25 protein-coding genes are annotated in these 22,381 nt (G+C 43.1%); 5 read left to right on the forward strand and 20 right to left on the reverse strand.

All coding sequences use genetic code 11. The features are described 5' to 3' along the window. Positions 1 to 141: 141 nt before the first annotated feature. From ACY3XC_RS15940 to speE, 5 genes are all read right to left on the reverse strand, one after another. Entirely contained in the window at positions 142 to 321 is a 180-nt protein-coding gene (locus tag ACY3XC_RS15940; RefSeq protein ID WP_464869415.1) for an H-type small acid-soluble spore protein, read from the reverse strand. A gap of 157 nt (positions 322 to 478) precedes the next feature. Beyond that, positions 479 to 2,149 carry an arginine--tRNA ligase gene (argS, locus tag ACY3XC_RS15945; RefSeq protein WP_464869416.1) on the reverse strand — a complete coding sequence of 557 codons (1,671 nt, stop codon included), beginning with the start codon at positions 2,147 to 2,149 and terminating at the stop codon, positions 479 to 481. Then, complete coding sequence (locus ACY3XC_RS15950) at positions 2,146 to 2,565, reverse strand: YwiB family protein (protein WP_464869417.1); 420 nt, start codon at positions 2,563 to 2,565, stop codon at positions 2,146 to 2,148. Before ACY3XC_RS15950 ends, argS begins: the two co-directional genes overlap by 4 nt. Before the next feature lie 154 nt (positions 2,566 to 2,719). Further along, positions 2,720 to 3,592, reverse strand: coding sequence for an agmatinase (gene speB / locus ACY3XC_RS15955; protein ID WP_464869418.1), 873 nt, complete (start codon positions 3,590 to 3,592; stop codon positions 2,720 to 2,722). A gap of 310 nt (positions 3,593 to 3,902) precedes the next feature. Beyond that, positions 3,903 to 4,730 carry a spermidine synthase gene (speE, locus tag ACY3XC_RS15960; RefSeq protein WP_464869419.1) on the reverse strand — a complete coding sequence of 276 codons (828 nt, stop codon included), beginning with the start codon at positions 4,728 to 4,730 and terminating at the stop codon, positions 3,903 to 3,905. A gap of 230 nt (positions 4,731 to 4,960) precedes the next feature. Between speE and ACY3XC_RS15965 the strand changes: the two genes are divergently transcribed. Continuing rightward, positions 4,961 to 7,030 carry a transglycosylase domain-containing protein gene (locus ACY3XC_RS15965; RefSeq protein ID WP_464869420.1) on the forward strand — a complete coding sequence of 690 codons (2,070 nt, stop codon included), beginning with the start codon at positions 4,961 to 4,963 and terminating at the stop codon, positions 7,028 to 7,030. A 139-nt stretch (positions 7,031 to 7,169) separates the two neighbouring features. On the opposite strand, the gene ACY3XC_RS15970 is transcribed toward ACY3XC_RS15965, so the two are convergent. Then, positions 7,170 to 7,682 carry a YwhD family protein gene (locus tag ACY3XC_RS15970; protein ID WP_179158011.1) on the reverse strand — a complete coding sequence of 171 codons (513 nt, stop codon included), beginning with the start codon at positions 7,680 to 7,682 and terminating at the stop codon, positions 7,170 to 7,172. A gap of 21 nt (positions 7,683 to 7,703) precedes the next feature. Next, positions 7,704 to 8,357, reverse strand: a complete 654-nt coding sequence (locus ACY3XC_RS15975; protein ID WP_464869533.1) for a site-2 protease family protein — start codon at positions 8,355 to 8,357, stop codon at positions 7,704 to 7,706. Positions 8,358 to 8,500: 143 nt separating this feature from the next. On the opposite strand from ACY3XC_RS15975, the gene ACY3XC_RS15980 reads away from it, so the two are divergent. Continuing rightward, positions 8,501 to 8,686: a 2-hydroxymuconate tautomerase gene (locus ACY3XC_RS15980; protein WP_179158010.1), complete on the forward strand. Its 186-nt coding sequence runs from the start codon at positions 8,501 to 8,503 to the stop codon at positions 8,684 to 8,686. A 22-nt stretch (positions 8,687 to 8,708) separates the two neighbouring features. Here the strand turns inward: ACY3XC_RS15980 and ACY3XC_RS15985 are convergent, their stop codons facing one another. The 3 genes from ACY3XC_RS15985 to ACY3XC_RS15995 form a co-directional block, all read right to left on the reverse strand. Next, complete coding sequence (locus ACY3XC_RS15985) at positions 8,709 to 9,218, reverse strand: YwgA family protein (protein WP_464869421.1); 510 nt, start codon at positions 9,216 to 9,218, stop codon at positions 8,709 to 8,711. Then, positions 9,212 to 10,540: an HD domain-containing protein gene (locus tag ACY3XC_RS15990; protein WP_464869422.1), complete on the reverse strand. Its 1,329-nt coding sequence runs from the start codon at positions 10,538 to 10,540 to the stop codon at positions 9,212 to 9,214. The genes ACY3XC_RS15985 and ACY3XC_RS15990 overlap by 7 nt, the downstream gene beginning before the upstream one ends. A 120-nt stretch (positions 10,541 to 10,660) precedes the next feature. Beyond that, positions 10,661 to 10,882, reverse strand: coding sequence for a YuzB family protein (locus ACY3XC_RS15995; RefSeq protein ID WP_464869423.1), 222 nt, complete (start codon positions 10,880 to 10,882; stop codon positions 10,661 to 10,663). Positions 10,883 to 11,147: 265 nt separating this feature from the next. Here ACY3XC_RS15995 and ACY3XC_RS16000 point away from each other — a divergent pair, with 265 nt between their 5' ends. Beyond that, positions 11,148 to 11,891, forward strand: a complete 744-nt coding sequence (locus ACY3XC_RS16000) for an RsfA family transcriptional regulator (RefSeq protein ID WP_464869424.1) — start codon at positions 11,148 to 11,150, stop codon at positions 11,889 to 11,891. Between the two features lie 111 nt (positions 11,892 to 12,002). On the opposite strand, the gene lipL is transcribed toward ACY3XC_RS16000, so the two are convergent. Beyond that, positions 12,003 to 12,824 (reverse strand): octanoyl-[GcvH]:protein N-octanoyltransferase, encoded by an 822-nt coding sequence (gene lipL / locus ACY3XC_RS16005; RefSeq protein ID WP_464869425.1) that lies wholly within the window; start codon positions 12,822 to 12,824, stop codon positions 12,003 to 12,005. 261 nt (positions 12,825 to 13,085) lie between these two features. Next, positions 13,086 to 14,060: a phosphate acetyltransferase gene (gene pta / locus ACY3XC_RS16010; protein ID WP_464869426.1), complete on the reverse strand. Its 975-nt coding sequence runs from the start codon at positions 14,058 to 14,060 to the stop codon at positions 13,086 to 13,088. 235 nt (positions 14,061 to 14,295) lie between these two features. Here pta and hemQ point away from each other — a divergent pair, with 235 nt between their 5' ends. Continuing rightward, positions 14,296 to 15,039 (forward strand): hydrogen peroxide-dependent heme synthase, encoded by a 744-nt coding sequence (gene hemQ / locus ACY3XC_RS16015; RefSeq protein WP_464869534.1) that lies wholly within the window; start codon positions 14,296 to 14,298, stop codon positions 15,037 to 15,039. 216 nt (positions 15,040 to 15,255) lie between these two features. Next, positions 15,256 to 15,720 (forward strand): spore coat protein GerQ, encoded by a 465-nt coding sequence (gene gerQ / locus ACY3XC_RS16020; protein WP_464869427.1) that lies wholly within the window; start codon positions 15,256 to 15,258, stop codon positions 15,718 to 15,720. Positions 15,721 to 15,764: 44 nt separating this feature from the next. On the opposite strand, the gene ACY3XC_RS16025 is transcribed toward gerQ, so the two are convergent. From ACY3XC_RS16025 to mobA, 8 genes are all read right to left on the reverse strand, one after another. Continuing rightward, the gene (locus ACY3XC_RS16025) at positions 15,765 to 16,136 is read right to left on the reverse strand and encodes a DUF423 domain-containing protein (RefSeq protein ID WP_464869428.1); all 372 of its coding nucleotides are present in this window, start codon (positions 16,134 to 16,136) and stop codon (positions 15,765 to 15,767) included. Between the two features lie 21 nt (positions 16,137 to 16,157). Next, a complete protein-coding gene (locus tag ACY3XC_RS16030; protein WP_464869429.1) occupies positions 16,158 to 16,442 on the reverse strand; it encodes a YwdI family protein in 285 nt (94 codons plus the stop codon). A gap of 143 nt (positions 16,443 to 16,585) precedes the next feature. Continuing rightward, positions 16,586 to 17,605, reverse strand: a complete 1,020-nt coding sequence (locus ACY3XC_RS16035) for a thiazole biosynthesis adenylyltransferase ThiF (protein WP_464869430.1) — start codon at positions 17,603 to 17,605, stop codon at positions 16,586 to 16,588. 213 nt (positions 17,606 to 17,818) lie between these two features. Further along, positions 17,819 to 18,052, reverse strand: a complete 234-nt coding sequence (moaD, locus tag ACY3XC_RS16040; RefSeq protein ID WP_179157999.1) for a molybdopterin converting factor subunit 1 — start codon at positions 18,050 to 18,052, stop codon at positions 17,819 to 17,821. Next, entirely contained in the window at positions 18,045 to 18,509 is a 465-nt protein-coding gene (locus ACY3XC_RS16045; RefSeq protein ID WP_283862806.1) for a molybdenum cofactor biosynthesis protein MoaE, read from the reverse strand. Before ACY3XC_RS16045 ends, moaD begins: the two co-directional genes overlap by 8 nt. A gap of 13 nt (positions 18,510 to 18,522) precedes the next feature. Beyond that, positions 18,523 to 20,445, reverse strand: a complete 1,923-nt coding sequence (locus ACY3XC_RS16050; RefSeq protein WP_464869431.1) for a molybdopterin biosynthesis protein — start codon at positions 20,443 to 20,445, stop codon at positions 18,523 to 18,525. A gap of 14 nt (positions 20,446 to 20,459) precedes the next feature. Beyond that, positions 20,460 to 21,692, reverse strand: a complete 1,233-nt coding sequence (locus tag ACY3XC_RS16055; RefSeq protein WP_464869432.1) for a molybdopterin molybdotransferase MoeA — start codon at positions 21,690 to 21,692, stop codon at positions 20,460 to 20,462. Positions 21,693 to 21,713: 21 nt separating this feature from the next. After that, positions 21,714 to 22,310 carry a molybdenum cofactor guanylyltransferase gene (gene mobA / locus ACY3XC_RS16060; RefSeq protein ID WP_464869433.1) on the reverse strand — a complete coding sequence of 199 codons (597 nt, stop codon included), beginning with the start codon at positions 22,308 to 22,310 and terminating at the stop codon, positions 21,714 to 21,716. Positions 22,311 to 22,381: the final 71 nt, after the last annotated feature.

Raw genomic sequence — 22,381 nt, forward strand, 5'->3', positions numbered from 1 at the left:
TTAGCGGAGACTCTTTCTTGTCTAGCTCCAGTGCCTAGCCCCTCGAGGTCGCTTCGGCCCTGCGGATGAAGTCAAAGAGCGCGACTTCACCCACAGGCCCTCCAGCGCTTGTCGGGGCTGATCGAGGCACTTCCGCTTTTCTTACTCTTCAATTAGGTTTAATACTGGTACTTCCCGTTCATTATCAGGATCAGACTTCGCATAAATCCTCGCCATCTTCGTATTATCATCCACATGCTGAATAATCACAGGCGTCCCCTCATACGTAACAGTAACCATCTCCAAAGACTCAGAAATTTCCTTCGCTCTTCCCACATTCATCAGAGCCACTCCCATCTACTCATCTCAAAATCACCTTACTAACATTTCCAAAAAACGGATAAATATGCAGTGATGTATAAATGGTGCCTGTCACCAAGGTGACACCGTTATAACCGCTATAAAAAAACAGCCCCCTAAAAGGGAGCCGAACTAGAACTTACATTTTTTCGGGAGCGGAGACACCGATCAAGGCAAGGGCATTTTTCAATGTGATTTGAACGGTTTTGATTAACGCGAGGCGCGCCTTTGTGCGCTCTGGCTGCTCGCTGTCGAGTACTTTTTCTGCATTGTAGAAGCTGTGGAACGTTGAAGCCAGTTCCATAATATAGTTCGTAACGCGGTGCGGTACACGCTTCACTGCTGCCTCTCCAACCGCTTGCGGGAACTCGCCCAGCTTCTTCAACAGCTCAATCTCTTTTTCCGCACCAATTAATGAGAAATCAGCATTCTTATCAACTGCAATACCCTGCTCCTCACCAGAGCGAAGAATACTGCAAATCCTCGCGTGTGCATATTGAGCATAATAAACAGGATTTTCATTTGATTCTGATACCGCTAAATCCAAGTCAAAATCCATGTGGGTATCTGAACTTCTCATCGCAAAGAAGTAACGCGTGGCATCAAGGCCAACCTCATCGACCAAATCACGCATCGTCACCGCTTTACCGGTACGTTTACTCATCTTCATCTTCTCACCGTTTTTATACAGGTGAACAAGCTGAATAATTTCCACCTCGAGGGCGTCCGCACCATAGCCAAGTGACTGAATCGCCGCCTTCATCCGCGGGATATAACCGTGGTGATCCGCACCCCAAATATTAATCAGCTTTTCAAAGCCGCGGTCAAGCTTATCCTTATGGTAAGCGATATCCGGCGTCAAGTACGTATACGAACCATCCTGCTTAATCAGCACGCGGTCCTTATCATCACCGAAATCCGTCGAGCGCAGCCAAGTCGCGCCCTCTTCCTCATAAATATAGCCGTTCTTCGTAAGCGCCTTTAAACCCTCATCGATTTTTCCATTTTTATAAAGGGACGTTTCAGAGTACCAAACATCAAACGAAACACGGAAATCCTCAAGGTCTTTTTGCAATTTCGCCATTTCGTATTTCAAGCCGTATTCACGGAAAAATTCAAAACGCTCCTGCTCGTCCACATTCACATACTTATCGCCAAACTCTTCTGCCAGCGTCTTCCCAATCCCAATGATATCAGCACCATGGTAGCCATCCTCCGGCATTGCTTTATCCATGCCTAACGCCTGGAAATAACGCGCCTCAACGGAAAGTGCAAGATTATTAATTTGATTACCAGCGTCATTAATATAGTACTCACGGGAAACATCATAGCCCGCTTTCGCTAGTATATTGCAAAGCGAATCACCGACTGCCGCACCGCGCGCATGTCCAAGGTGCAAATCACCCGTTGGATTCGCTGAAACAAACTCAACTTGAACCCTCTGCTTGCCGCCAACCGTCGTTTCACCGTACTTTTCCCCAGCATCTAAAACCGTCGGAATGAGATCGGTTAAGTAAGCATTATTCATATAAAAATTAATGAACCCTGGACCCGCCATTTCCATTTTTTCAATTGAAGCTTTGGAACGGTCGAAATTTTCGATAAGTGCCTCCGCAATCATTCGCGGCGCTTTCTTTGCCACACGCGCAAGCTGCATCGCCATATTTGTGGAGTAATCGCCGTGCGCCTTTTCCTTTGGCACCTCTAGAATCACATCAGGAATCTGCTCTTCCGTTGCCAGATTTGCTTTCACAACCGCAGCCCGAATTTCCTCTTTTAATCTACTCTGAACCTGTTCTACAATGTTCATTCCTTCTCCTCCTGAAACACAATTTCTAACTGATATGTACTTGCCGGACTACCCTCCATTGAAAAATCATAAAGAACATCAAAGTGACCTTTGCCATTTTCATAGGAATAGTCTAATCTTTTTGCCTTTGTCACGGTTGCAAACTGTCCAAACGGCATTTCATAACTGCCATTCAGCTTTCGATTTAATTCAAATGGAAGACGCATTTTAATCGCACCGCCGCGTAAAATCAAGGCGTTATTCGCGGCCATCTTTACAATCGTCCGGACACTTCCCTCTTCCATCGCTTCCTCATATCGAAGGTAAGCAGCATTTCCTTTTTCAAAGTATGTACCAAATACCATCAATTCAAAAGTCTCTTGCTGGTCAATTGTCGTCTTGACACTAATTTTCACAGGTAATTCAGGGATTGACAACGAAATGCACACCCTTTTTAAAAATGAACCTTATGCAGGTCCTTGGAATTTTTCTAGTTTACCCACTTAGGGCACGCTTTCTATTATAACCATTGTATAAACACAATTCAAAACATGCCTGCCCCGCGATTGGGACAGGCACGTTAGCAAGTTTTTATTTCACCCAGCCAAGCAGCATTTCACGAATCAATTTGCTGGCGGTGTTCGCTGTTTGCTCAGATGGATCGTAGATTGGGGCAACCTCAACAAGGTCACAGCCAACCACGTTCACACCAGAACGGGCAATTTCATGAATAGAAGCTAGGAGCTCTCTAGAAGTAATCCCGCCGCAATCAACCGTTCCTGTACCAGGCGCATGAGCAGGGTCTAAAACATCGATATCAATCGTGACATAAACCGGACGTCCGTCAAGCTCTGGAAGCACCTCTTTTAACGGCTGATGCACTTCGAATTTAGAAATATGCATGCCGTTTTCTTTTGCCCATTGGAATTCTTCCTTCATTCCCGAGCGGATACCAAAGGAATAGACGTTCTTCGGTCCGATATGCTCAGCAATTTTGCGAATCGGAGTGGAGTGGGAAAGTGGTTCACCCTCATAGTTCTCCCGGAGATCCGTATGAGCATCCATATGAATGATCGCTAAATCAGGATATTTCTTATAGACCGCCTTCATCACCGGCCATGACACCAGGTGCTCGCCGCCCATGCCAAAAGGAAACTTACCAGCATCCAAAACTTGATCCACGAATTCCTCAATCAAGTCCAGGCTCTTTTGGGCATTTCCGAATGGAAGCGGGATATCACCAGCGTCGAAGTATTTAACCTCCTCCAGCTCGCGGTCCAAATAGGCACTGTACTCCTCTAGTCCAATCGATACCTCACGGATACGAGATGGCCCAAAGCGTGAGCCCGGACGATAGCTAACCGTCCAGTCCATCGGCATTCCGTAAAGCACAACCTGACTCTCCTCAAAATTCGGATGACTCTTTATAAACACATTACCAGAATAAGCCTCATCAAAACGCATCTATCAAACCTCACTTCGTATGTAATAAAACAGATTAAGTGCTGCAGTGACCGTAAAGTCGTTTTGGATTCCATTTCAGTCACTCCAGGCACCCTGCATTGACCCTAATCCCTTTTTCAAACCTGTTTCGGTCACTCCAGACACCCTGCATTGACCGTAATTCCTTTTTCAAACCCGTTTCAGTCACTCCAGACACCCTGCTTTAACCGAAAACCCTTTTTTTAAGCATTTTCGGTCACTAACTGTCCGCCTGAGGGTTGGAAGTGTCCGCCCCCGGTGGACAGTGTCCACGAGCGGTGACAGGCACCGCCTACTTCACTAAATCCCCAACAAACTTAGGCAATACGAATGCTGCTTTGTGTAGTTCTTTTGTGTAGTATTTGGTTTCGATTTCGTGGAAGCGGTCTTCGCTTACTTCCAGCGGGTCGTGCTTTTTGGATCCGATGGTGAATGCCCATAGCCCGCTTGGATAGGTTGGGATGTTCGCTACATATAAACGGGTAATCGGAAAGATTTCCCTAACGTCACGTTGTACGCTGCGAATAAGATCTGCCTTGAACCATGGATTATCAGACTGTGCTACGAAGATACCATCTTCTTTTAATGCCTTAGAAATTCCCGCGTAGAAGCCTTTTGTAAATAAATTCACTGCCGGACCTACTGGCTCTGTTGAGTCAACCATAATCACGTCATATTCATTTTCGCTATTTGCGATGTGCATGAAGCCGTCGTCTACTTGAACGTCAACGCGCGGATCGTCAAGCATCCCAGCGATTTCTGGTAAAAACTTTTTAGAGTACTCAATTACTTTTCCATCAATATCAACAAGCGTTGCTTTCTTCACACTTGGGTGCTTCAATACTTCACGGATAACGCCGCCATCACCGCCGCCGACAACTAACACGTTCTCTGGGTTTGGATGTGTAAACAATGGTACATGTGCCACCATTTCGTGGTAAACAAACTCGTCCTTAACAGAGGTCATCACCATGTCATCTAGTAGAAGCATGTTGCCCCACTCTTCTGTTTCTACCATATCAAGCTTTTGAAATTCTGTTTGTTCCGTATGTAAAGTTTTATTTATCTTCATTGTGATGCCGAAGTTTTCAGTTTGCTTTTCTGTAAACCAAATTGCCATGTTTCATCTTCCTTCCAGTTTCTATTTTATTTGTTACCTGTCTAGCTCTTGTCGCCGATAAACAGGCGCCTTCCGCTTTTCTTTTTATAGTACCCAAACTATTGAATTACAAACATAAAGAAAAGTCTAGCATAATCTATCAAAATTTCTAGAAAAATTTTTCTTTTTACTAGTTTAAAAATACTTTTTTGTTTCAATACTGTTAAGAAAAGGCGAAGGAGGGTATTCTTGTGGAGTTGATGACGAATCATGGGTTTCGAAAAACGATAAAATACTTGCGCGCCTTTATTATCATTAGTTTGATAGGCTTGGCATGCATGCTGATTGTTTTCCTTGGAATTCTTGGTTATGCCAAAATTCTCGGGGCGCCGCCGCTTGCGGTTCCACAATCCACTTTATTCTTTGCCAATGATGGTACGCTGATTGGTGAAAGCAACAGCGGTCAAAAGCGATACTGGGTTCCTCTTGAAGAAATCTCGCCTGATTTGATTAACGCGACGGTCTCCATTGAAGATAAAAATTTTTATGATCATAATGGCTTTGACTATAAACGAATTTTAGGTGCCATTCTTGCTGATATCAAAGCCGGCGCGAAGGTTCAGGGTGCCAGCACAATTACCCAGCAATATGCACGGAATCTATTCCTTGAGCATGACAAGACGTGGTCACGGAAATTGCATGAAGCATTTTATGCGATTCGGATTGAAATGAATTATTCAAAAGAAGAAATTCTGGAAGGCTATTTAAACACTATTTATTATGGCAACGGTGCATATGGTGTCCAAGCGGCCAGCCAATTTTATTATGGGAAAAATGCTTCTGAGTTATCCCTGGCTGAAGCCTCTATGCTAGCAGGGGTTCCAAAAGGACCTAGTCATTACTCACCACTTGAATCATTAGAAAACGCTACAAAACGTCAAGCTATTATTTTAAATACTATGATAGAAAACGGCTATATTAAAAAAGATACAGCCCTAAAAGCAAAGGAAACTCAGCTTACGTTTGTAGGCGAGCATCCGCATAAAACGGTCGAGGCTGCACCATACTTTCAAGACGCTGTTAAAAATGCACTAAAAAATCAACTTAAACTAGATGACCGAACCATTGCTCTTGGCGGTTTAAAAGTCTATACCACACTTGATTTAAAACAGCAGCAGGCTGCAGAAAAACAAATTCAAGAAACGATTGCGAGTGAATCAGAAATTCAGGTTGGTCTCGTCGCCATGGATCCGAAAAACGGTCATATCCGAGCAATGGTTGGCGGCCGGAATTATGAAGAAAGTCCGTTTAATCGTGCTGTTCAAGCCGTTAGACAACCAGGCTCCACTATTAAGCCTATTCTTTATTACGCGGCATTAAGTCAAGGATTTACCCCATCCTCAACAATGAGAAGTGAGAAAACTACTTTTAAATTTGATGATGGCCGAACGGAATATTCACCACATAACTTTAATAACAAGTATGCGGATGGAGAAATAACCCTTTCACAAGCCCTGGCTGTCTCAGATAATATTTACGCAGTCAAAACGCACTTATTTATGGGTATAGACACCTTAATCGATACCGTTAAAAAGTTTGGCATCTCTACAAAAATGGACAATGTTCCGTCCCTGGCGCTAGGTACTTCAGGCGTTCGGGTTATTGACATGGCGAATGCCTACAGTCAATTTGCAAATGGCGGAAAAAAGGTAGAACCTACATTGATTACAAAGGTAGAAGATTATAATGGAAAGGTTATTTTTGAAAGAAACCACGAGGCCGAAAAGGTGCTGGACCCGGCAAAAGCCTATGTTATGACACAGATGATGACAGGTATGTTCGATAAGAAGCTCAACGGCTATGCCAAGGTTACAGGGAATTCCCTTATTGACGACATCACACGTCCTTATGCAGGTAAATCGGGTTCAACCGAGACTGACAGCTGGATGATTGGTTTTACACCACAGCTGGTGACAGCCGTATGGGCTGGTCATGATGTGGGGAAACCAATTACCCTTACGGCAGAAAAGAGCTATGCGAAAAATATTTGGGCAAGCTTCATGGAGAAATCCTTAAAAGGGAAGCCGGTTAAGGCCTTTGCTCCGCCGAAAGAGGGTGTCATTGGCGTTTATGTCAATCCTGTGAACGGCAAGCTTGCCTCAAAGGATTGCCCAGTACGCCGCTTTACTTATTTTGTAGCAGGCACTGAGCCAACAGAATACTGTACCGATCATTTAGAGCATAAAGAAGATAAACCAGCGAAAGAGAAACAGGATACAAGGGACCCTTGGTATAAAAGGATTTTCAAGTGGGGCGCCTAGGCGCAGCAGCTGGGGATTAAATTAGAAAAGCTCCGGAGAATGTCTCCGGAGCTTTTCTGTGTCCTAGTGTTATCGTGCTTAAACACTGCCTTAATTTTACTACTTATTTTTTGAAAATGCTATCGTAAAAAATTAAATTTTATTCAACCGCCAAGCCTTTTTTCAACTCTTCCGCTGAATTGTTCCACATGTCTTGATTGTGATTTTGAAGGAAGTCGGATAAGATTTTTTTCGACTTATCGTCCATATGGTCGACAATGATATGACGCTTCAACGACTTATCCATCCTGTTAACATGCTCAGGAAGCGACTTGTAACCGCGGCGGATTTCACGGTCCACGGTCATTTCACAGGCAGTAACTCCCGCATAATAAGGACCCTCTTGTTTTCGATCGACCGTCACCCACACCAGCCAGTACGGTTTGCCGTTCGGAACCTCTTCCTTCGTCTTAAGGAACTTAATTCCCTTTTCGACCACGCTGCGCGCATGCATCGCCCCGACATCAATGACCGCATCACCGGCATCAACATCGACAATAACTGGAGAAACATTATCAAGGCTAAGCGCTCCCTTGCCAAAGCCCTTATGTCCATCCGTTGGGTCAGGTTTTATAATATTAAAGCCAAGTGGTTTTTTCTTATTTTCTTCCATTGAATCTTGAGACCTCCTATGTTAAAAAAATAATTGATAAAAGAAATTATCTATTCCCTGCCACAGCCCAGGGAGAATAAATTGGAATATTGGTTGAATTGTGTATTGGTCCAAAGGCGTAATGACTAAAATGATAAAGATTAAAACGCCGTACTGTTCATATTGAGTCATTTTAGCCCTGATATCGTTTGGCACCAAATCCTCGAGGATTCGATAGCCGTCAAGCGGTGGAAATGGTAATAAGTTAAACACAAACAGAACTAAATTGAGCCAGTTAAAGATGTCGAGAAAATCATAGAAGCCTGCAAAGTTTGCCGCCATTCCTGTCCGTGCTAATCCATATCCAGCCAAAAAGCCAATCAATGCCAGGACAAGGTTACTAAGCGGTCCTGCTACAGACACCAGCACACCTGCAAGACGGGGCTTTTTAAAGAAAAAACGGTTCACCGGCACCGGACGAGCCCAGCCAAATCCAGCTATAAAAATTAAGATCGTACCGAATGGATCAAGATGCTTCAGCGGATTCAACGTCAACCGGCCCTGCTTTTGCGCTGTATGATCCCCGAATTTATAGGCAACATACGCATGGGCAAATTCATGAAACGTGAACGCAATCATTAACGTAATCGCAACATAGGGAATTTCCTTCAGTGAATAGGCCAGAAATCCTTCCAAATTTTCCATATCGGTTTCCCCATTTCTCCTCTTTTTTCTTTTTAGTATACATGAAACTGGATATAAAATGAAAATGTTTGCTAAACTATCTATGATGCTATGAAATAGGCTGTGTTAACTGGCCAATAAAGGAGGAATACATAATGCCATATGTTACGGTAAAGATGCTTCCAGGACGTAGTGATGACCAAAAGAGAGCACTTGTTGAAAAGGTGACGGATGCTGTCAGTGAAACAACTGGCGCACCAAAAGAAGCCGTTGTTGTTTTTATTGAAGAAATGCAGAAAGAACATTACGGTGTTGCCGGCGTTCGAGCAAGCGACAAATAAACGAAAAAAGCTAAGCCCCATATTAATGGAGTTTAGCTTTTCCTTTTAATGCCTCAATATAAGCATAGGCTTGGTCAATTTCTTCCTCTGTATATCGCTGGCTGCTTTTTAGGGTAAAGACTTTGTCGGTTACTTCTTCTTTTGATAGATTATCAAAATATAAAACAGTTGAAACAAGCTCGAGGAATCTAGCATTCTGCTCGTTCATGTCCCCTAGGCAATCTTGTAAAAATGGCATTTCCACTTCGTTTAAGCTTAAAAACTCTTTTCCTGTGTCGGTCAGGGTATAGCGATATTGAAAATATCCGCCCTTTTTCTCTTTGATTTCATTGAGAAATCCCATATTGCAAAGCTCTTCCACTCGCAATGTTAATTCCTCAGAATATGGGCCATAAAAATGAAACTGAAACCGCTCATGGAACGGAAAACTCACCTTTTTTGCAATATATATCATCTTTTGCAGTTTTTTTCTCCCGATGATTTCTCCGGATACTAAAACAGCCTGCATCAGCTTAGCATGATCTTTTAACAACGCTCGTCAGCTCCTACTCGCGGGTTTATCTCTAATAGGCTACGTATTTGTTTTTTTATCTCTTTTTCCGAGGATTCGTCCTCTAAGAAATCAACTGGGTAATATAGCTTATGGTCGGTTCTCCTCTTACCAGAGATGGCATCCACAATCTCAGACTCTCTGGAAAGCTCCTTTAATTCCCCGTTTTTCATTAATAAATGAATCGGCAGACGTTCCTCTTCTTCACCGGGACGATAAAAGTCATACGGTAAATCCGAAGACGAATCGACAACTAAATAGTATTCCGGATCCAATCCGGCTTTTTCAAAAAGACGCGTCAATTCAGTTAGCTTTTTATACTCTTTTGCAGGATCAAACTCGGCAAATTTAAACAAGTTCCGATTGACAAAACGCCGGCAAAGGTCACTTAAAATCACGTCATCTTCTTCCTGCCAGATTTGAAAATAATACAAAATAATCGATTCATCTAACTTTAAATAGTCTTCTAACGTTACTTTATCGGTAAAGAAAGAATAAAAGTGAATCGGATCATTTTTAAAAGAATAATTGTTTTCATAAAGCTGCTTAGCGCGGTGCAGAATTTTGGTCAAAATAACCTCGGCACTTCGGGAAACAGGATGAAAATAGACCTGCCAATACATCTGATAGCGGCTCATAATATAATCCTCAACCGCATGCATACCGCTCTTCTTAATAACAACCTGGTCTTCCTTCGGTCTCATGACACGAAGAATTCTCTCCATATCAAATTGACCATAGCTTACACCGGTAAAATAAGCGTCCCTTTGCAGGTAATCCATCCGATCGGCGTCAATTTGGCTGGAAATTAAGCTGACAACGAGCTTTTTGGCAGATGTTTTTGCAATCACCTCAGCGACTTGCTGGGGAAAATCAGGACTAACCTTTTTTAAAATAAAATTGACCTCTGTATCTCCTAACACAATCGCTTGTGTAAAATCTTCATGGTCAAAGTCGAATACTTTTTCAAATGAATGGGAAAATGGACCATGCCCCAAATCGTGAAGGAGAGCGGCACATAGAGTAAGAAGACGGTCATCGTCATTCCATTCCGGCCTGCCTGCAAACACATCATCGATGATCCGTCTGACAATTTCATATACTCCGAGAGAATGGTTAAAGCGGCTGTGCTCAGCGCCATGGAAGGTTAAAAAGGTGGTGCCAAGCTGTTTGATACGGCGCAGGCGTTGAAACTCTTTTGTTCCGACCAAATCCCAAATCACGCGGTCACGTACGTGTACGTAGCGATGAACAGGGTCTTTAAACACTTTTTCTTCACTCAGTTTTTCCGCCGAATATCGCATTGCTTTCCCTCTTCCTCTAAACTTTCTTCTATTATATCCCAATTCCCAACAATTTTCTGCAGGATTTTTCGACAATTACATGAAATGAAAAATCACCTAGGAACGCGTAGTCGCAGGTGATTATTTTAGCTTTTTATTTACTTTCTCCATTAATTCCTCTTCGGTTAGGGCAGCAACCGGACGGTTATTGACAAAGGCAAATGTTTTCTTCCGGCCAGGTCCACAATAAGATTGGCAGCCAATTTTTATTTCAGCTTCAGGATCCAATTCTTTCAAACGAGGGATCAATGTCTTCGGATTCACCGCCTGACAGTCATCACAAACGCGGAATTCATTTGACATTACTTCCACCCTTTCTTTTGGGCTATCTATTATTACTATTTTATCCAATATATTTACGGTTTAACTCCTTAGGTATTTTACAATTTCTTTCTATCCATTGCAAGTTGCTTTTCGTTTGAAATCCTTCTAACTCTTTTAGTTAAAAAAACTATTATCCTTGCAGACATTTTGGTATAAAGCTTACAAAACTTGTCCAAGATAAGACTAGAACTTTTAAAAACTCGTCTCCGAGTTCATTGAAATTATATTTAGGGAGTTGAAAAGAATGAAAGTACGGCAAGATGCCTGGACAGATGAAGATGATTTATTGTTAGCTGAAACCGTCCTTCGCCATGTACGTGAAGGAAGTACCCAGCTGAATGCTTTTGAAGAGGTTGGTGACAAGCTAAATCGGACATCTGCAGCCTGTGGATTCAGATGGAATGCAGTTGTGCGCCATCGCTATGAAAAAGCATTGCAATTAGCAAAAAAACAGCGTAAACAAAGACAAAGAGTGTTAGGGAAAGACCAAGGAGGAAAGAAAAAGTTACTTTATAATCCTCCAGTACCGGCTGCAGATGACTTTGAAACACTTTCTGCACCAATCGAAGTACAAATGGAAGCAGCTTATGAAATGCCAGATTTAACAACAGAGGTTGCAGCTGAGACATACGTTAAACCTGCAGCGCCAGTTTACAGACCAACAGCACAAACGGCGTCAGGTTTATCACTTGATAGCGTCATTGATTACTTACAAAACTTTAATCATGCGAATCTGCAAAATGAAGCATTAAAAAGTGAGAATGAAAGATTAAAGCGCGAGATCGCAGAGTTACGTAAGCAAAATCAAGAAATGTCTGCAAAAATTGAAGGTCTCGAGCAAAATACCGAAACCATCCAGGAAGATTACGAGACACTCATGAAAATCATGAACCGCGCTCGTAAGCTTGTATTATTTGAAGAAGAAGAAAGACCTGCGACAAAATTCAAGATGGACCGTAACGGGAACTTAGAAAAGGTCGCTGAGTAAAACGAAAAGCTAAAAGCGCCTGCCTATCGGCGCTTGCGCTAGACAAAGCTATTGGGAGAAGAACAATATCCTCTTAAAAAGGGCCGTAAATCCACTTTTGGATTACGGCTTTTATATTTTTTCATTTCGCTCAATAATCCTTTGATAGTAGCCGGGGAGGAGGTCCAATTCAAGCTCATTTAATCCTCCTGAGTAAAGATGGACACTGTTCTTTTTTAATTGTTTCAATAGACGCAGCATCACATCTGATATGGTAAATGGCGTTTCCAAAAGCTCAGAGAGAGAAGCCATCACTTCCGGTACAATTTCCGGAAAGGTGAACTTAGTTTGCTGTTCATTTTTAGCAATCTCATAAAATTGTTTTATTACCTGTGCCCGCTTACTGCCGCTGCCATTGACACATAAATAGATTTGAACCGCGACCCCTTTTTTGAGGCGGCGCTGGGAAATACCAGCGAACTTTTTCCCATCAATACTCAGATCATAGCTTCCCGGGCAATAAGAGCCGACGATTTCCCTTGCCTCAATACGCTTATTATATTCCGCGAACATATCCTGAATAAGCTGCCACATCGTATCGTACCCGCGGTTTATATCGATCCCTTTTTCTTTTTCAGGCAGAATCAATGAGATATTCAAAACACCCTCATCGAGCACCACCGCTAACCCGCCTGAGTTCCGGACAATAGACTGATAGCCCTGTGCCTCAAGAAATTGTCTACCTTCATTTAAGAATGGCAGTTTCGTATCTTGTATCCCGAGGACGATGGTATTGTGATGGACCCAGGTTCTAGCCGTCGCAGGAGCCTGTCCAGAACCGACAGAGGCACATAACGTATCATCTGTACCAAAGGACTGTAATGCTTGAAAATGACGGCCAGCTGTCGACTGATCGATAATCCGCCATTCTGGTTGACGCAATAAACCTTCCATATTGTTTTTCTCCTCAAAATGAATAGTAAGCTTATTTTAGCAAAAAGATTCTGGTTTAAACAGGTGCTCGAATTTTCCATAAAATGTATAAAAGTACAAAACCCCTTTAAAAAAGTCCAAATGCCAGCCAAAAAGGTCCATAACCTATTGAAAATAGTCCAAACACCACGCAAAAAAGTCCATAACCCTACAAAAATAGTCCATAACGCAAAAACCCACCATCAGAAAAGCCAGCCCAACCCCGGACTGGCTCTAAAAACACTATTTTATTCCTTGCGCCGCCGTGATTAATGCCAATTTATAGACATCTTCTTCATTACAGCCGCGTGATAGGTCATTCACAGGTTTGTTTAACCCTTGAAGAATCGGACCAACTGCTTCGAACCCGCCTAAACGCTGGGCAATTTTGTAGCCGATGTTTCCAGCTTCGAGGCTTGGGAAAATAAATACGTTCGCGTCCCCTTGAAGCGGTGAATCCGGTGCTTTACTTTTCGCCACAGATGGAACAAATGCAGCATCAAATTGGAACTCACCATCGATTACCAAGGATGGCTCGCGGCGCTTTGCTTCTACCACTGCCCCTGAGACTCTTTCCGTTTCTGAGGACTTCGCTGAACCCTTTGTAGAAAAGCTTAGCATTGCAATCCGAGGTTCCATATCGAACATATCCGCCGTTTTCGCACTTTCTACCGCAATTTCCGCTAAATCATTGCTGTCCGGAGCAATATTGATGGCGCAATCGGCAAATACATATTTTTCATCCTCACGAACCATGATGAAGACGCCAGACGTTTTCTTCACGCCTTCTTTTGTTTTAATAATTTGCAGCGCAGGGCGGACCGTATCGGCTGTAGAGTGCGCCGCGCCGCTAACCAATCCGTCTGCTTTATTCAAGTACACCAACATGGTACCGAAGTAATTTTCATCTAATAAAATCTTACGCGCATCTTCTTCCGTCGCTTTTCCTTTACGGCGCTCCACAAACGCTGCCACAAGCTCGTCCATGGCTGCATAACTTGCTGGGTCATAAATTTCCGCTGCCTCTAAGGAAACACCAAGCTCCTTGGCCTTAGCCTGAACCTGTTCGATATTTCCAACCAAAATAGGAGTTAGTCGCTTTTCCTCCGCAAGTCTGCTGGCTGCTCTGACAATTCGCTCATCCAAGCCTTCAGGAAAAACGATTCTCATATCACGGCCTGATAATTTTTGTTTTAAACCTTCAAATAAATCTGCCACATTAAATCCTCCCTAAATACATCTACTACTTTTAGCATACTTTACCTGTTGAAAATTTCAACTTAGGCAGCGTTTTCACCCAAATGTTCTTATTTTCAAAAAACTCCACACTATCCTTTACTATTTACCTCTTTTCATAAAATTATCCAAGGAGGTTTATTCGAGCGTGTCTTGGTCAAACTATGATATAGTAAAGATTGTAAATAAGAAGAATGATTATTTAGGAGTGATTATAATGAGTGAAGCAGCTCAAACGCTTGATGGCTGGTATTGTTTGCATGATTTCCGTACGGTTGATTGGACGACTTGGAAAATGCTTTCAAGTGATGAACGTCAATCGGCGATTCACGAGTTTTTAAGTCTCGTTGAAAAGTGGAATCACACGCAGGAACGGAACGAAGGCAGCCATGCTTTATATACTGTTGTTGGTCAAAAAGCTGATTTTATGATGATGATTTTACGCCCGACAATGGCAGAACTAAACGAAATTGAAACAGAATTTAATAAAACAAAATTAGCTGAATTTACAATTCCAGCACATTCTTATGTATCCGTTGTGGAACTCAGCAACTATTTGCCTGCTGGTGAGGATCCATACCAAAACCCGCAAATTCTTGCTCGTTTATATCCGAAACTTCCTAAAACTGCGCATGTTTGTTTCTATCCAATGGACAAACGCCGTCAGGGCAATGATAACTGGTACATGCTGCCGATGGAAGAGCGCCGCAATTTGATGCGCAGCCATGGTATGATTGGCCGTACATATGCAGGAAAAGTAAAGCAAATCATTACCGGTTCAGTCGGCTTTGACGACTACGAATGGGGCGTAACGCTTTTTGCTGAAGATGTTCTTCAATTTAAAAAGCTGATCTACGAAATGCGTTTTGACGAAGTAAGTGCACGTTACGGTGAATTTGGTGCCTTCTTTGTTGGCAATCTGTTAGAAGAGGAAAGAGTATCTCGATTCTTACATGTTTAATCTAGAAAGTTCTCAGCATAAGCTGAGGACTTTTTTTGTATTTTCGGTAAGTCATATTTCCCCTTTCCTCCTCATACTAATAAAACAGCGAGTCTTAAGTTTTTGCTCCGAATCATCTCACAAACGGGACTATCCCGATTGTCACCATTTAGGCTTCTGGGAGTATGAATAGAATGTTGGTACAAAAGGGTTAGTCATTTTTTAGGAGGGGAAAAGATGAATCAGTATTATAATCAACAAGGGTATCAGCCCTATCAAGCTAGACAGGGAGCCGCAACTCCATATCAAGGGCAGGGATTTTTTCCTGGACAGCAACAGCAAGGATTTCCGCAGTTCCCACAACAAGGAGTTCCATCGGGGCCTCCTGCAGCAGCTCCACAGCCTCAGGGAATGCTGCCAGTTGAACAATCGTACATCGAAAATATTTTACGTTTAAACAAAGGGAAGTTAGCCACCGTTTATGCAACCTTCGAGGGGAACAATCAATGGAATGCCAAGAAATTTGTTGGCATTATTGAGGCAGCCGGGAGGGACCATATTATATTAAGTGACCCGCAGGTTGGCACACGCTTCCTCATTCCTATGGTGCCGGTCGATTACATTACGTTTGATGAAGAAATTGAATATGAATATCCTTTTGGAGCCGGAGCACCAGCTTTAGGTACTTATCCTCCAAGATAAAAACAAAAGGCATTGGAAGTCAGGTCCAATGCCTTTTTACTATTTTACAAATCTTTAACGGTACCGATAATCATCAAAACCCAGCCTGCTAAGAAGCATACTCCGCCAAGCGGCGTGATCGCCCCCAGCACTCCTACCTTCGTCAAGCTTAAAACATAAAGACTGCCGCTGAAAAGAATGATTCCGATAAAAAATAACCAGCCGGACCAAGTAAAGAAAGAACTAGCTCCTACCTTTCCGAGGAGAATTCCAATTACCAAAAGACCTGTTGCGTGAAACATTTGATAGGTGACACCTGTTTTCCAAATTTCCAGATAATGAGGATCTAGTCTATCCTTAAGTCCATGTGCCCCAAAGGCTCCAAGTGCTACAGCTAAAAAGGCATTAATCGCTCCAATTATTATAAAAGTCTTCATGTTTTCCCCGCTTTCTTCAAGTTAAAAATCAAATAAAGAATCTCCGTTTGCTTCGTCTTCCATTTCTAGTTTTTTTGGTTGATTTAGTGAGACTGGCTGCTGAACCGCTGGCTGCACCATTACTGGTTGATACGCAGCTTTTAACGGTAATTCTTGCTGGGTCTGCTTTTCATCTAGTATCAACTCGCATAATATTTTAATAGAGTACACTTTTTCCCGCAAGTTTTCTTGCTTCGTGCTGTTTTTCGCCAGTTTTAATTCCTCTTCTATTTTCCTTAGTAATTTATCTACTGAAATATCCACCATTTATTAACTCCTCTATTTCAATCTCTATATCATCATACCAAATTCCTCTATCAATTAGAAATTCGACACCTTTCATTGTTTCACGTGAAACATGTTAGGTTTTGTCAAAAAAATAAGAACCCGCACCATAAAGGTACGAGTTCTTAGCCCAATATTCTCTGGTAAATAGATTTTGCATGTGTAAGATCTTTCGTTCCATGAATGAGGGCACGGCCGTCGTTAAAGATAACCATCCGCTCACTTCCCATTTCTACTGATAAAAGATAAGGGTTCCCTTTTACGATATATCCTAGCGTACTAAGCTGTTCTGCCAGCTTCTCTAGCGATATTTCACCTTTAGCAGATGGGCGAACTTGCACCGTATCCCTTCCACATAGAACAGTGGTTTTTGTCATATTTTCCTGGTCGAGATAAGGGTAAGTCCTCTCCTCGCCACACGATAAACAGCCTGCAAATTTGGCTTTCCCCATTTTCAAGCTTGTATATTGATTCCGCCATAAGTCAAAGCTGACAAACGAAGTTCGAACCGCATCCCAGTCCTCGACGAGCATTTTGAGCGCTTCGGCACTTTGATGTGCAATGACCATCTGGACAGCCGGCGAGATAATTCCACCGGTGTCACACGTTAATCCCTGCATCGGGATTGTCCGCAACAAACAATTTAGGCATGGGGTTTTCCCAGGAATAATCGAAAAACTCATCCCATAACTGCCGACACACGCCCCGTAGATCCACGGTATCTGATACTTTTGTGAAACATCATTCATGACCATCCGCGTTTCAAAATTATCGGTAGCATCCATGATGATATCTACATCCTTCACCAAATCCTCGAGCATCGCTGGAGTGGCATCGCCGATGATAGCGTTTATTTCAACATCCGAATTGATTGCCTTAAGCCGTTTTTCAGCGGCAGCAGCCTTCGGAAGTTTCTCCGCCACATCCTCCTCGGTATAGAGCTGCTGGCGCTGCAAATTGCTTGATTCGACATAATCTCTATCGACAATCGTCAGCCTGCCAACGCCTGCCCGAATGAGGATCTCCGCATTCCCAGAACCAAGCGCCCCCGCACCGATCATCAACACATGCTTCGAACGGATTTTAGCTTGCCCCTCTTTTCCGATCCCCGGAAAGAGGACCTGTCGTGAATATCGTTCGTTCATTCTGCTTCCCCTTCCAAGAGTGAATCTCGCTTATCCGAGAGTAATTTCTGCCATCTGAGAGTTATTCCCGCTCATCCGAGAGTTATTCTCGCTATCCGAGAGTAACCCTCGCTCATCCAAGAGTAATCCTCGCCATCCGAGAGTAATTTCTGCCATCCGAGAGTAACCCTCGCTTATCCGAGAGTAAACCCCTATTTATGGCCTTTTCTCTGATCAGCCGCCGCTTACTGGCGGGATAAAGGCGATTTCATCTCCGTCTTGAATCACTTCATCGTCCTGGGCAAACTCTTCGTTAACGGCCGTCATAACGGTATCCAATTTAGGAAGATTGTAGATTGCCGCCAATTCTGCTTTCAATTCAGCCACACTTTTACCTGTCGCATCTAATCGAAGAAACTCTTCGCCAACTGCATCACGCAAATGAGCGAAAAACATTACTTTATTCATTCAAATCGTCCTCCTCAGGTTTGCCGCTTGGATAAGCAACCGTTTCAAGCTGGTTGCCCATCCACTCTTCGCCATCTTCCCAATGCTCTTTTTTCCAAATCGGGACAATTTCTTTAATCCTCTCAATCGCATACCGATTGGCCTCGTAAGCATCGGCACGGTGTGGTGTGGAAACAGCAATAACAACGGCGATATCCGTGATATCAAGACGGCCGACACGATGGGTAATGGCGACCTGAGAACCTTCCCAGCGCTCTTCAATCTCTCTGCCGATTTGCTCAAGCTTTTTCACAGCCATGGCTTCATACGCATCGTAAATTAAGAATAGTGTCTTTTTCCCTTTTGTTAATTCACGAACGGTTCCAATAAAAGTAGTGATCGCTCCAGCATTGCGCTGAACGACCTTATCAATAACCGATTGGATATCAATCGGTTCTTTTGAAATTTGAAAGTTCATTTTCTCCACCTCTTCAGCCCAAATTCTTTGGCTCTGCGTTTTCCACTACTTCATATCCGCCAATCTTTTCGACCTGCTCTTTAAAGGACGGGGATTGGATAATGTCGATTAATAATTTGCAGCTTTCACTTTCATAGAAGCTTCTCGTCATCAATAAATCATATTCTTCGTCACCAACAGGAATAAAATCCAAGTCCATGGCCTTTGCAGCTGGATAAATCCCTAGCCCCGCTCCATGACCATCCCCATTTACCTCAGCTGCAACCGCTAAGTGTGAGAACATTTCACGATCATATCCGGTAATTTCATCAGAAGAAACCCCATTTTCCTTAAGAAGCATGTCAAGGAGAATCCTTGTTCCTGCCCCTTTTTGACGGTTAACAAAATTCGCTTTTTTCTCAGCGATATCGATCAGTGTTTCAATCCCCAGCGGATTTCCTTTTGGTAAAATCCATCCTTGCTTTCTTTTTAAAAATGGATAGAGGACAACATCCACACCAGCTAACATTTTCTTAACATATGAGATATTATATTGCTTTGTATTCGGATCAAGCAAATGAATGCCCGCTACATGGGCCTCTCCTTTTCGAATTGCCATAATACCAGCCATACTGCCGACATGCGCTGAAACAATCTTCATATCTGCACGGACTCTTTTCACCTGTGAGGATAAAAGATCAATGGTCAAATCATGGCTGCCGCAAAACATAATCGCATTTTTGATTTCCTCAAGCGGCCTTAAAAGCTCGACTTCAGCAAAATCACCTTGTTCATAGCCAATGACGTTGGCTGGCACGACAAGAAGGCCATCTGCTCTCACATAGGACATCGTTACCCCCGCCGCTCTTGTCAGCGGATTTGCAACAAATTGTCCATTCACATAGCCGATATTCATTCGTACAAAATCCTCGGCACCCATACCTGAAACGATACGGCGGCCAAGCTTGACGGTAACCGTCTGCCTTTTTGGCTCAGGGATTTGTAAATACTTGCAAATCAACGGCCTGACAAACCATTCTAAGGACAAATAGGCGGAGACAGGATATCCTGGAACACCTACGACAATCTTTTCATTTATTTTCCCTAAAATCACAGGCTTCCCAGGTCTTGCGGCCACACCATGGGTGAATACGGTTCCAATTTCGGTGATGATATGTACGGTATAATCCTTTGAACCTGCTGAGGATCCAGCATTAATGACAATAATATCCGAAGTCTCTGCTGCTTCAAGCAATACAGACTTGATCATTTCAGGGTCGTCCTTCACAATCCGATGAAGTCTCGGCTCCCCGCCCCAATCCTTTACAAAGTTCGCAAATACCGTTCCATTAAATTCAATAATATTTCCAGAAGAAAGTACGCTATCCGCCTCGACTAGCTCATTACCTGTCGGGATGATGGTGACAACTGGCTTTTTCGCAACCGGAATCTGAAGCTGCTGGGATGCTAACAGAACGCCCAAATCCGCTGGTCTTAGTATATGTCCCTGCGGGAAAAGCATTTCCTCCTGTACAATATCCTCGCCAATCGGGCGTATATGCTGCCACGGAGTTGCGGGCTCAATAATTTCAACATTTTCTTCATCGATAATATCGACATGTTCAATCATGATTACCGCATTAAATGGAGCTGGAATCGCATTTCCTGTATCCACTATAGCAAAATCAATTCCCAGCTTAAGCTGAAGTGGATTTTGCTCATGGGCGGTATATGTTTTTTCAGCGATTACCGCAATTCCATCCATGGCAGATGCATGGTAATGAGGCATTGAAACATTTGCAAAAATTGGCTCAGCCGTCACACGGCCAAGGGCATCACTTATTGGAATCATTTCTACTTCAAGGGGCAGAGAAAAGTTCTCAAGAATTTCTGTTTTCGCTTCCGATCGGGGTTTGTCCTCTAAATATATTTTCCGTTTATAGCGTTTCTGGTCCATCTATTTTATCCCCCTCATCGTGTTGCAATCACAGGTACATAATCCCCCTGTGAAATACCCTCTTTTTCTGAACTAATCTCAACAATTCCATCGCTTTTTACTAACGTCGTAATTAGCCCTGATTTCCCGATAATCGGCTCCGCCCACCATTCTCCTCCTTTCTCCATCAAACGAACACGAATATAATCGGAACGCCCTGGTGCAGAAGGAATATTCTTGGTAATCCGGGCAAAAATCCGATCAGGCTTCTTATCGATTTTTTCACCTTTTAACTTTTGAATAATCTTTTCGCCAAATAGCATGAAAATAATCATCGCTGAGGCTGGATGACCCGGCAGGCCTATGACCGGTTTTCCATTCGCCATTGCAAGAATCGTAGGTTTCCCTGGTTTAATAGATATGCCATGCACGAACACACCTGGTGAACCTAGGGACTGAATCACATCTGTTGTGTAGTCCTTTGCTCCGACCGAGCTTCCCCCTGAGAGAATTAAGCAGTCCACTTCATTATATAAAGCCTGTGCTTTTTGCTGAAACTCCTGATAGTCATCCTTCACAATTCCACCGTACACAACCTCAACATTCCATTGTTTTGCGAGCCCGGAAATCGTCAAATAGTTAATATCACGGATTTGTCCTTCTGAAAGTTTTTCTGTTTGATAGGGAACAATTTCATCACCCGATGATAGATACCCGACCTTAAGCTTACGATAAACACTTACATGGCTAATACCCAGGGAGGCAATCGCACCTAACTCCTGAGGTCTGAGCATTGTCCCCTCTGGAAGGAGAATTTCCCCTTCACGGATATCCTCGCCTGCACGGATAATATTTTCACCAGGTGCTACTGGCTTGTAGGTGTTTAATAGTCCGTCATGATCTTCACAATGTTCAATCATTATCACGCTATCACTTCCTGGAGGAATCATCCCGCCTGTTGGGACATAGACGGCTTCCCCTTGACCGACAGGGAGCGAAGCAGATTCTCCCATTGAAACTTCTCCCACCACCGTTAAAAACCCCGGCATGGAATCAGAGGACCCATAAGTGTCCTTTGCTTTCACAGCATAGCCATCCACCGTTGAGCGATCAAAGCCAGGGACATTTTCCTTCGCGGTGACAGGCACCGCCAATATATATTGAAGAGCCTCTTCAAGAGAGCGTTCTTCGGCAGCTTTTATCGCTGGAATTTTTTCTTTAATCATTGCAAACGTTTCTTCAACTGTTTTTACTTTGAAAAATTGCACTGTGCCTTACATCCTTCCTGCCTAATCAGCTTCCAGCCATTTTTTTGCGTCCTCATACTCATGGGGATGATTCATATTGAAAAAAACTCGCTCCATATCGATGTTGGTATAGGCTTGCAGTTCTTTTTCCGTTACATAAAGGACATTTAAATGATCAAGCAGATGTTTGATTGGAAGACGTCCATTTTCAATACATTCTTCAATTTTCGTTACACACTTCTTTTGAAAAACCGCACATAAAGTTTGCATTTTTCCATTAATAACGGGAACTAAGGCATCGTGATGGTCAATCATATTCACCAGGGCAGCAGCTAGTTCTCCGGACATAAATGGCATGTCACACGCTACTATGAAATTCACATCATATTCCGAAGCACGTAAGCCGGCATGAAATCCTGCAAGCGGTCCCTTTCCAGGATAGTGATCAGACACCATCTTCACTCCTAAAAACTGATAGGATTCCCTATCATTGGTGACAAGAATGATATCATCAAAATAGATTTTAAGAATATCAACCATTCTTTCAATTGTCGTCTTCTCATTTAGTTTAAGGAGCGCCTTGTTTGTGCCCATTCTGCTTGATTTCCCGCCTGATAAAATAATAGCACCAGCTTTCATGAAAAAGCACCTTCTTAATTTGATTGTTTTACTTGTCTAGCTGCAGCGCCTAAGGGCTCGGGGGCATTAGC

This window comes from Bacillus sp. CZDM1 (assembly GCF_055502545.1).

What these genes read in the sequence shown, in the direction of transcription:
- ACY3XC_RS15940 (WP_464869415.1), bottom strand. Translation starts at nt 321, where the DNA reads ATGAATGTGGGAAGAGCGAAGGAAATTTCTGAGTCTTTGGAGATGGTT.
- argS (WP_464869416.1), bottom strand. Translation starts at nt 2,149, where the DNA reads ATGAACATTGTAGAACAGGTTCAGAGTAGATTAAAAGAGGAAATTCGG.
- speB (WP_464869418.1), bottom strand. Translation starts at nt 3,592, where the DNA reads ATGCGTTTTGATGAGGCTTATTCTGGTAATGTGTTTATAAAGAGTCAT.
- speE (WP_464869419.1), bottom strand. Translation starts at nt 4,730, where the DNA reads ATGGCAATTTGGTTTACAGAAAAGCAAACTGAAAACTTCGGCATCACA.
- ACY3XC_RS15970 (WP_179158011.1), bottom strand. Translation starts at nt 7,682, where the DNA reads ATGGAAGAAAATAAGAAAAAACCACTTGGCTTTAATATTATAAAACCT.
- ACY3XC_RS15980 (WP_179158010.1), top strand. Translation starts at nt 8,501, where the DNA reads ATGCCATATGTTACGGTAAAGATGCTTCCAGGACGTAGTGATGACCAA.
- ACY3XC_RS15990 (WP_464869422.1), bottom strand. Translation starts at nt 10,540, where the DNA reads ATGCGATATTCGGCGGAAAAACTGAGTGAAGAAAAAGTGTTTAAAGAC.
- ACY3XC_RS15995 (WP_464869423.1), bottom strand. Translation starts at nt 10,882, where the DNA reads ATGTCAAATGAATTCCGCGTTTGTGATGACTGTCAGGCGGTGAATCCG.
- ACY3XC_RS16000 (WP_464869424.1), top strand. Translation starts at nt 11,148, where the DNA reads ATGAAAGTACGGCAAGATGCCTGGACAGATGAAGATGATTTATTGTTA.
- lipL (WP_464869425.1), bottom strand. Translation starts at nt 12,824, where the DNA reads ATGGAAGGTTTATTGCGTCAACCAGAATGGCGGATTATCGATCAGTCG.
- hemQ (WP_464869534.1), top strand. Translation starts at nt 14,296, where the DNA reads ATGAGTGAAGCAGCTCAAACGCTTGATGGCTGGTATTGTTTGCATGAT.
- gerQ (WP_464869427.1), top strand. Translation starts at nt 15,256, where the DNA reads ATGAATCAGTATTATAATCAACAAGGGTATCAGCCCTATCAAGCTAGA.
- ACY3XC_RS16025 (WP_464869428.1), bottom strand. Translation starts at nt 16,136, where the DNA reads ATGAAGACTTTTATAATAATTGGAGCGATTAATGCCTTTTTAGCTGTA.
- ACY3XC_RS16030 (WP_464869429.1), bottom strand. Translation starts at nt 16,442, where the DNA reads ATGGTGGATATTTCAGTAGATAAATTACTAAGGAAAATAGAAGAGGAA.
- ACY3XC_RS16035 (WP_464869430.1), bottom strand. Translation starts at nt 17,605, where the DNA reads ATGAACGAACGATATTCACGACAGGTCCTCTTTCCGGGGATCGGAAAA.
- moaD (WP_179157999.1), bottom strand. Translation starts at nt 18,052, where the DNA reads ATGAATAAAGTAATGTTTTTCGCTCATTTGCGTGATGCAGTTGGCGAA.
- ACY3XC_RS16045 (WP_283862806.1), bottom strand. Translation starts at nt 18,509, where the DNA reads ATGAACTTTCAAATTTCAAAAGAACCGATTGATATCCAATCGGTTATT.
- ACY3XC_RS16050 (WP_464869431.1), bottom strand. Translation starts at nt 20,445, where the DNA reads ATGGACCAGAAACGCTATAAACGGAAAATATATTTAGAGGACAAACCC.
- mobA (WP_464869433.1), bottom strand. Translation starts at nt 22,310, where the DNA reads ATGAAAGCTGGTGCTATTATTTTATCAGGCGGGAAATCAAGCAGAATG.